This is a genomic window from Microcoleus sp. MON2_D5 (assembly GCF_036701905.1).
Classification (GTDB): domain Bacteria; phylum Cyanobacteriota; class Cyanobacteriia; order Cyanobacteriales; family Microcoleaceae; genus Microcoleus.
In genome coordinates, this window is the sequence record NZ_JAUBRM010000157.1 from 1 (window position 1) to 8,053 (window position 8,053).

General features: G+C 49.0%; 11 protein-coding genes. 5 read left to right on the forward strand and 6 right to left on the reverse strand.

Going from position 1 to position 8,053, the window contains the following annotated elements; translation table 11 throughout:
• Nucleotides 1-57: 57 nt before the first annotated feature.
• From QUA47_RS29370 to QUA47_RS29395, 6 genes are read right to left on the reverse strand one after another with little or no spacing between them, the layout of a single operon-like run.
• Nucleotides 58-213, reverse strand: coding sequence for a hypothetical protein (locus QUA47_RS29370; protein WP_333433395.1), 156 nt, complete (start codon nt 211-213; stop codon nt 58-60).
• Between the two features lie 9 nt (nt 214-222).
• A complete protein-coding gene (locus QUA47_RS29375; RefSeq protein ID WP_333433396.1) occupies nt 223-435 on the reverse strand; it encodes a hypothetical protein in 213 nt (70 codons plus the stop codon).
• A gap of 3 nt (nt 436-438) precedes the next feature.
• Nucleotides 439-648: a hypothetical protein gene (locus QUA47_RS29380; protein ID WP_333433397.1), complete on the reverse strand. Its 210-nt coding sequence runs from the start codon at nt 646-648 to the stop codon at nt 439-441.
• Nucleotides 649-653: 5 nt separating this feature from the next.
• Nucleotides 654-857, reverse strand: a complete 204-nt coding sequence (locus QUA47_RS29385; protein ID WP_333433398.1) for a hypothetical protein — start codon at nt 855-857, stop codon at nt 654-656.
• A 4-nt stretch (nt 858-861) separates the two neighbouring features.
• Complete coding sequence (locus QUA47_RS29390) at nt 862-1,098, reverse strand: hypothetical protein (RefSeq protein WP_333433399.1); 237 nt, start codon at nt 1,096-1,098, stop codon at nt 862-864.
• On the reverse strand, nt 1,098-2,081 hold the full coding sequence (locus QUA47_RS29395; RefSeq protein WP_333433400.1) for a ParM/StbA family protein: 984 nt from the start codon (nt 2,079-2,081) through the stop codon (nt 1,098-1,100). Before QUA47_RS29395 ends, QUA47_RS29390 begins: the two co-directional genes overlap by 1 nt.
• Before the next feature lie 232 nt (nt 2,082-2,313).
• Between QUA47_RS29395 and QUA47_RS29400 the strand changes: the two genes are divergently transcribed.
• The 5 genes from QUA47_RS29400 (at nt 2,314) to QUA47_RS29420 (ending at nt 7,732) form a co-directional block, all read left to right on the forward strand.
• Nucleotides 2,314-2,616 (forward strand): ribbon-helix-helix domain-containing protein, encoded by a 303-nt coding sequence (locus QUA47_RS29400; protein ID WP_333433401.1) that lies wholly within the window; start codon nt 2,314-2,316, stop codon nt 2,614-2,616.
• Nucleotides 2,617-2,625: 9 nt separating this feature from the next.
• Nucleotides 2,626-2,793, forward strand: coding sequence for a hypothetical protein (locus QUA47_RS29405; protein WP_333433402.1), 168 nt, complete (start codon nt 2,626-2,628; stop codon nt 2,791-2,793).
• 334 nt (nt 2,794-3,127) lie between these two features.
• Complete coding sequence (locus tag QUA47_RS29410) at nt 3,128-3,334, forward strand: ribbon-helix-helix domain-containing protein (protein WP_333433403.1); 207 nt, start codon at nt 3,128-3,130, stop codon at nt 3,332-3,334.
• 443 nt (nt 3,335-3,777) lie between these two features.
• The gene (locus QUA47_RS29415) at nt 3,778-7,305 is read left to right on the forward strand and encodes an AAA family ATPase (protein WP_333433404.1); all 3,528 of its coding nucleotides are present in this window, start codon (nt 3,778-3,780) and stop codon (nt 7,303-7,305) included.
• Nucleotides 7,298-7,732 carry a hypothetical protein gene (locus QUA47_RS29420; protein WP_333433405.1) on the forward strand — a complete coding sequence of 145 codons (435 nt, stop codon included), beginning with the start codon at nt 7,298-7,300 and terminating at the stop codon, nt 7,730-7,732. Before QUA47_RS29415 ends, QUA47_RS29420 begins: the two co-directional genes overlap by 8 nt.
• Nucleotides 7,733-8,053: the final 321 nt, after the last annotated feature.

Here is an 8,053-nt window from a genome sequence, read left to right on the forward strand (position 1 = left end):
GGTACTGGAATAATAATGAATCCTCCTGTATTTATTGTTTTAAGCACTGCCTAGCCCTTAACTGAACCGTATTGCGCCATAAACGGGAATGCGATCGATATGGCGCTTGATGTAGTCAGGCTCGATTGTCTGGAAGGTGGGGGCGTCGTCGGTATCGGTGTCTTCCCAGAAGTCGGAGAGGTCGATCGGTGTCAGGTCTTCGTCAGTAATCATTTTTTGCTCCTATTTGGCTATGCTGCCAGCATCATCTGAATTCAGATTGATGCTGTTGTTAATCGTGACGTTGTCGTGGATAATTGTCGGCTCTGGAACTCGTTTTGCCCCCGTTTGGTAGCCAACATCGAACCCAACTGCGAAGACGAGAGCGCCACCTACAAGCGCACCGCTAACCATTATCTTGGTCAAGTTTTTGTCAATTTGGTCATCATCAAGCATCAGCTAAACCTCTTCAATTACGTGAATCTGCGTGTTGGGTGGCCATTTCAAACCGTCATTTGTTTTGCCATCTACTTCAATCAGAAAAAGTTCTGCTTGTGTCTTACGGTCATGGATTTCTGCCACTCGCGAGACTGTTTGATTTGGGGCGAAGCCCGGCCAGAAATTAACCACGTCTCCTTCCTTAATTTCGCTGGCTTTTTTAGTGTTCATTGGGCTTAAATCTCCTTGGATTCAACGTCGATAGCGTCCCCGTCCTTTGAGAAATCCTTGCGTGTTGGAGTTGGCGCTGAGTGATTGATAACCGTGCCTGCAATGAAATCTCCCTCAATTTTTTCGACGTAATTACCGCCCTGAGTATTGATGACCCGTTTTCCGGGTTTGCCATCTTCAAAAACAACGCCATTTATGATCCGTACCATTTGATTAAAACTCCATTGGTGTAAAGGTTTCGGGTGCGATCGACTGTTGCGCGATCGGCTGCGGATTTATTGGCGCTGCCTGTGAGCAGTTGGCAATTTCCCAAGTGTTTAGAAGGTGCTTGCCGTACCGGGAAAGCAGAATTCCGATCAGGGTGCTGTAGTCGCTGGCTCCTGTCATTGCAAGCAATTCGTCAGCGAGAGGTACGAATTTTGACGGCAGAACGGCGCGTGTTTGAGCCATTAGTTTTGCTCCTTGTTAAGTCCGTAGAGGTTAAAGAATTGGGGCCGGGGTGCGACCTTAAACCGACCTTTGGAAGCTGCACACATCGGCTCTAGCAAGCTGGCAGAGCCGCCGATGACAATCAACTCTCCAAGCGAGGGCAAGTATTTAGACCAATTGGCTTTTAGCTTGGCGCGGATGTCGGCAGTCCAGGCGTCCCGTACTGCTACGAACTCGCGGCTGAAGTCGATGTCGGTGTTGCCGTACCGATAATCTCCAGATGCGATCGAGTCCATCAGCATCCCAGCGTCAGCAGTCGCGCCCACTTTGGGAAGGATGGCAGCCGCTAGTCTTTGGGCGAGGTGAGATGTACCGGGTAACACAATGTCCGCATCCCGCAGGAGAGTCCCACCGGGGGCGAACAATCGGGCGATTGCAGTTCCACCGCCAATATCAAGGATGCCGTTGGGGTTCTGTGGGTATCTCCACATCTGCCGACCGAGTGCCAAGTCGTATACGCCTCGGCATTCATCAGTCGCAGTAACTTGTCTTACGGTTGTAAGACAATCATGCCCGTTGATGCTGAATTCGATCGTCCCTTCAAGCTCTTTCAGTTTGGTGATCGTCTGCTGGTTGCGAGAATCTGGCGTGGGAATGACCAGGCGTTCGATGCGCTGGGGGGAATCAGAAGCCAATGCCGGAAGCACTAGCAGATGAGCCAAGTCAGCTTTGCCAGATTCAAAAGCCGGAGCGCCACCCATCAGTTGAGCTAGCCGACCGACTAAGTAACGGCGACCATCGAATCCGATTTCGTAGCTCTGGCCGTCGCTTCCGCCCTCTTCCCAGTCAGACAATTCCTTAACGTAAGACGGAATTGAGCGGACTGTCTGACACTCGATCCACTTTGTAAAACGATTACCAGGATCAACAGCCAACACAGAACGCACTACGGCGCGGTGTGGCTGTATTGAGCCAAGCGTGGTTTGTCTGTATTCAGTTTGCATGGTTTGGTTTTGCCTTGTGGCGTATGGGATTGAGACGATTTTAGAGCCAGTTTTTGAGCAACCTCGCGGGGATGTACGGATAGCCGTTTTGCGCTCAGAACTGGCTTTACTGCGTCTATAAATGTCATCACATCACATCACATCATGATTATACATGGTAGGCTTAAAACTGAAGGCAACAGAACATAACAGAACATAGGATGATGGTAGGGAGAATATGGAATATGAATTAATGAGCAAAAAATTAAATGCTGTGATTCCCGATGAAACTTGGGAAGCTTTAGATGAGATAGCTAACCGCGAAATGCGTACAAAAAGCCAGATGGCAGCAATCCTTTTAGGAGAAGCGATTGCAGAGTACCGCAAGCGACATTCTCTAAAAAATACCGAAGCTGACTTAGCAGATACTGCCGATCGCACTCCCGACCCGCAGCCAACAGAATCGGAGCCAACCGCAACGGAACCAACCGCAGCGGAACCAACCGCAGCCAAGCAAACTGCGACGAAGGCAAAACAGGGGAGGGGCAAAAGCTGATCTAAGTTTGTGGCGGTGGTGTTATCGGCGATGGCGGGCTGGGGAGTTGCGGGCGATCGGCGGTGTGGGGAGTTGTGGGAGTTGCGGGCGATCGGCGCTTATTTAATATTAATAGTATTTCCTCCCTTTTTACGGGTAAGAATACGCTCTACATCGTCGATGAACCGGGACTTGTAGTCAATTTTTTAATCATTTTATGATTACAAGATATCCCAACTTTGCCCAGTATTGACACAAATCTGACACAAAACTGACACGCACTTTTGTCCCGTCTTTGTCCCAACAATAGGCTAATAGTAGCTATCCCCGATATCTATCTGCCAAAATGCCTTTGTCGGGAATGACGGGGGAGCTGTCGATCGGACAGCGCAAAGGCTACAGAATTTTAGGCAAGTCGCTACCGATTAGCTAAAATTTGAGCCAATTTAGCTAAATTGATGGCAACATATCGATCGCAATAGATTTTTGTGGTGTAAGATAGTAGTAATAATCTCAACACTGATTGTGATTTATGCTTCCATCCCCAAACTACAAACACGCTAAATCTTTCTCTATTTCTTCCGAAGTAATAGAAGGGGTAGATGCTGCAGCTAAGCATTTAGGAATCAGCCGATCGTATTTCATCCAAAATGCTCTGGAGACTTATCTAAAGCATTTTAATATGCAAATTGAGAAGCTCGAAAGAAGTGAAGCCCAAAAAGAAACCCTAGCAGCATAAGGGCTTCTAGGGCTTCTTAGTTTTTTTTAAAGAGATAGTTTTGTCGCTCAATCTTGGCAGGTAGACGACAAAAGTTAGTCAACCAAAAACGCGACCGGACTCCTAATAAGAGCGCCGATCACCATTATTATGACACGTTTTAAGCAAAGAATAAAGCGCTATTTTCGCGCTTTGACTGTTGGTGCTAGCTCGTTTCCCATCTGTAGCGGTTTGATCGCACGTTTCCAGAATTCTGACACTACCCATAGAGCTACCCATAAGTTTCAAGAGCCTGCAAAGCCTTGTTATCAGGCTATTCTACCACAATCCCCCGTATCCGCGCAACATAACCGGGGATTGTTTGGAGTTAGCTTTGCAGCGATAAATCCACAATCCACGGTATCCGCGCAAGCAAACAGGGGATTCTCTGCACCTACCTTTGAAGCGATCGGAGGTGCGGTCTAATGTATACCCACCAACTTGATCAAAAAAAATTCGACATCCGCGACCATTTGGATCGACTGTCACCGGGCAATGGCAAAGACAAATATGTTTGCCCTGTGTGTGACGGACGTAACCTACAGATTGAGTCCGAAACAGGGAAGTACCACTGCTTTACCTCTGACTGCGAGAACAAAGCTATCCGAGAGGCTATCAAGCCCTGGGCTGAAGTTCTGGCAGAGCGCGAGGGCAATAGCGATCAACACAGCAGCAAGCGTCCGATCGCCACGAAAACCAACAAAAAACAGCCAAAACCCGCCCCTGTTACAGCGAGTTCAAAACTTCTCAGACTACCAGCGCCGCAACGTGGGCCCGAGCCTCAGAAACCTCAATACATCCCAGAGGGTGTACCTGCTAGCGCCGTACTAATCACCTATAGTTACAGCGACACGCAGCAAGTCCACAGATTCGAGTGGCCCGACCCAAACGAACCAAAAGGACGCGATAAAACCTGCCGCCAGTCTCACATTAACGACGAAGGCAAAGTCAAATGGAACAAGGGTGATAAGCCTTGGTCTGCTTACAGGATTAACGAAGTAGTCAAGACTTTGAAGGGTGTACCAGACGATGAACCCGTTGTAGTCCTAATGCTTGAAGGCGAACCCAATGTAGAACTTGCACGACTTAACGCTATTGCAGCCTTAACCTTACAGGGATGCAAATGGAACGATACCGAAATAACCAGAGCTGTTGAAGCGCTGCGGGCAACGGGCAAAAACATCGTACTCGCGAAGCTACGGGATAACGACGCTACGGGGGTCAAAAAAGGCAGTCAAGTTCAGTCAGTGTCCGATCGCCTGCAATTCCCCTGCATCGTGATTGACCCAGTTGCCATCTATCCCGATATCCCAGATAAAGGAGATATTAAGGAAATTTTGGACAATATGGACGCAGACGAATTCATTCGGCGGTTAGAGGAAGAGATTCACAGACAAGCTGCTGAGTCAGCGCGGGCGATCGAGCTTGAGGATATTGAAGAGGAGCCGATCGACAAGTCGCCAACCAGCACTAATTTATCCATGCTGGAAGAAGCGGCTAACGAAGCACGAAAAATACTGCGATCAGAGTTTGACGAGCTCACCACCAACATCAAGCTTGAAGAGCTACGGCAGGCGGCAGGAGTAAACAACAATGTTTGGGAGGATAAAATTATCAAGCCTCTCAAGCGAGGTATGAACGGAGAGCGATTTAAGCTTGAATTGCTTGCTTTGATGCAGATGGATGATCTGGTGGAACGCCTTCGCCAGATGGCTTTGCTAGGGCCTAAATACAACATGGGTGCAGGGGCACTCAAGGAAGCAGTGTCGGCGATGCGACAGCGGACACAGACGGCAGAAGTTCGGAGTATGAGTCTTGACGAGTTGTTCGCCGAAACAACCGAGGCTATGGAGTGGATTGTGCCTGGGATGCTTCCCGTCGGCGAGACTGTCCTCCTGACTGCGTTACCCAAAATAGGCAAGAGCAAGCTAGCAATAGATTTAGCTTTCTGTATAGCTACGGGTGAGGAAAGATTTTTAGGTGAAGAAGTTAAGCAAGGGCGCGTCCTTCTGGTTTGTCCCGACGCTTCAAAACAGTCTCTCAAGAACGAGCTAAACCGTCGCGGGTTTCGATCACAAGATTCCCAAAATTTGCGAGTTCTTCCCCGGTGGAGTATTGACCAAATTTCAGTGCTAGAGAAAGAACTGGAAGACTTTAGACCCGACTTTGTAGTTATCGATTCCCTAAAGGCTATCACCTCGGGCAAGGAAATTAACGAGAACTCCGCAGAGTTTGCCGACAACATCATCACTCTAAATTCCCTTTTGACCCGATATCGTGCAGCCAGCCTTTTAGTTCACCACGCCAACAAAGGCAGCGAAGCAAGCGGAGTCGAGCGGGCTCGTGGCTCAACGGCAATTGTAGGGGCTTGCTGGGGGATGTGGCTAATGGAGCCTATCCCGCAACCCGATCCTGATAATCCCAACAGAATGATTGTTGATCCACGCGACCCTAACCGCAAATTTCACGTCACATCGCGTGACTCAGAGGGAACAATCCTAAATATTCAATTCAACGCCGAGAACAACTCGTGGACTTCTAAGGGAGAGTTTGAGCTTGAAAAGGGAGAAGGCAAAAAACGCCAAACCATCAACGAGCGCTTAATGAATATTTTTCGTATCAACCCAGAAGAAGAGTTGTCGGGTCCTAAAATTATGGAGCTACTGGGAGGGATTGAGTACGAGCAGCGCACCCCGTATTACAACGCCCTCAACCGGATGGAGAATAAGCGATTGATTAGTGTGCGAACGGCACCAGGCCAGAAACGCCACAACCTTTATTCTCTGCCAAAATTTAACCAAACTGGCGCACTTGACATAGTGCCAACTAAACCTAAAATTTCCGTACCCCCTCCCCCCCCCATACCTACAGTGCAAAATGATGACTATTCTTTTAAAACCCATATACAGCAAGGGTTAGAGAATAGTCATCAAAATAGTCATCAAATAGTCATCACTTCTGATGAATGTGCTAGTTCTAAAAGTCCTGAAAGCCTTGCAGAATTAGGGTTAGACCCGATAGTCATCACTTCCCCACTGTCACAGGGGGGGGAGGGGGTAAAATGCGTTGATGTTGCCGAAACGGTCACAACACTAAAACCCGAAGTGGCACAAACTCAGCCGATCGCACCCCTAGAGCCGGAAACAGCAGCAACCGCACCAAAATCTAATGCCGAATGGGTTTTGCAGATAGCTGCTGCACTGCGGAAAGCAATTGTGAAAAATGATGTGGGGGCTATTAGGAAGGAATTTGCGAAAACAATGAAGTTAGATGGCGAAGGTCAGCTTCTCTTAGCAGTAAAAGGTCGCTTAAACGATGCCGAGAGAGAAGCTTTCAAAGCTGCGATCGATTGCAGCAAACAGTCGCAGCCACCAGATCCAGATGAATTGGCTGCAACACTACGGCAACGAATTGCAGAGAATGATGATGAAGAAAGAATCAGGGTTCTTCTTCGGCACATCAGGAGGCGCGACAAATCATATCCAGTTCTCAGAGTTCTCCAAACAGTAAAAGCTCATCTAAATGATACTGAGAAGGAAGCTTGCACAAGGATTCTAGCCAATTGGGATACAGAGGCAGCACCAGAGGCTGAACCGATCGCACTTGCCGACAACCCGACAGAGCAAAAAACCGCACAACCCACGCCGGAACCAACACCAGCGCCAGAGACAGAGACAGAGACGACACCAACACCAGAACCGGAACCCGTGACAGAACCCGCGCCGGCACCAACACCAGCGGCAGAATTCAAGATTGGCGATCGGGTGCGGATAATTGGCAAAGGCAAATATCGAGGTAAGTGCGGGGAAATCCGTTACATACTCCAGGGAAAGAGGGGCAATCACTGCGTGCGGTTGGATAGAGAGGGGCGCCGAAAAACGGTAGATGATACTTATGTCTCTGCCTCCCAGATTGAATTAGTAGCGACCCCGGAGGTGACTGAAGATGAATAATTTAGTCGTTGTTCGATCGCCCGCCCCGACCAAACTTGACCCCGCAACCCACGCCGAATGCTTGGAGTTTGTCCGTGTCGCCATTGCCAGCAACGATCAACAAACCGCCCACCATATAGCAGCCGTGCTCAAAGATTGCTACCAGAACGGCTACCTCGATCGAGCCGCACTTTGGGGCGACCTTACCCCAACAGAACAGCAGCAATTTCAGGAACTACTAGCACCGCCATCGATCACCCGTGAGTTTGCCCGCCGTATTCGAGAAGCGCTTGGGTACAATTCTCCCGCTGTTGCGACTGCCATTAAACGAGATTTAGAACGTGCGATCGACGCTGGCAATGTCGCAGCCGCCGATGTTCTGGCCGTTGTTGGCGCGGTGGAGTTGGCGGAGTTCGATCGGCTTGTGGGCCAGACGAGGGACAGATGAGGCGGGTTGATTTTTGACAGTCTAAAAAAGCGACGCAGCCCGTTTTTATATGGGTTGCGGCGCTGGGGTAGTCTGTCGTTGGGGGTAGCAGGGTTTTCCTAGCTGTCAGGCTCGGTTAGAGTTGTCACATCCAAAAAAATATCGGAGCAATCGCATGAATTTAAAAAGATGTGCGGTGATGGGCTTGTTGCTGCTCGTGGCGGGTTGCATGGACGACAGGTTTCAATCTGTATCAGAAAAAAGATAGGACTTACGCATTGACAAAATAACTCTATTGTGTGTATCTGGAATAGAGGTGAATTCAATTGCTAAAAAAAACAG

Coding starts and splice junctions, on each gene's coding strand:
- QUA47_RS29375 (WP_333433396.1), bottom strand. CDS start 435: ATGCTTGATGATGACCAAATTGACAAAAACTTGACCAAGATAATGGTT.
- QUA47_RS29420 (WP_333433405.1), top strand. CDS start 7,298: ATGAATAATTTAGTCGTTGTTCGATCGCCCGCCCCGACCAAACTTGAC.
- QUA47_RS29415 (WP_333433404.1), top strand. CDS start 3,778: ATGTATACCCACCAACTTGATCAAAAAAAATTCGACATCCGCGACCAT.
- QUA47_RS29410 (WP_333433403.1), top strand. CDS start 3,128: ATGCTTCCATCCCCAAACTACAAACACGCTAAATCTTTCTCTATTTCT.
- QUA47_RS29370 (WP_333433395.1), bottom strand. CDS start 213: ATGATTACTGACGAAGACCTGACACCGATCGACCTCTCCGACTTCTGG.
- QUA47_RS29390 (WP_333433399.1), bottom strand. CDS start 1,098: ATGGCTCAAACACGCGCCGTTCTGCCGTCAAAATTCGTACCTCTCGCT.
- QUA47_RS29380 (WP_333433397.1), bottom strand. CDS start 648: ATGAACACTAAAAAAGCCAGCGAAATTAAGGAAGGAGACGTGGTTAAT.
- QUA47_RS29395 (WP_333433400.1), bottom strand. CDS start 2,081: ATGCAAACTGAATACAGACAAACCACGCTTGGCTCAATACAGCCACAC.
- QUA47_RS29400 (WP_333433401.1), top strand. CDS start 2,314: ATGAGCAAAAAATTAAATGCTGTGATTCCCGATGAAACTTGGGAAGCT.
- QUA47_RS29385 (WP_333433398.1), bottom strand. CDS start 857: ATGGTACGGATCATAAATGGCGTTGTTTTTGAAGATGGCAAACCCGGA.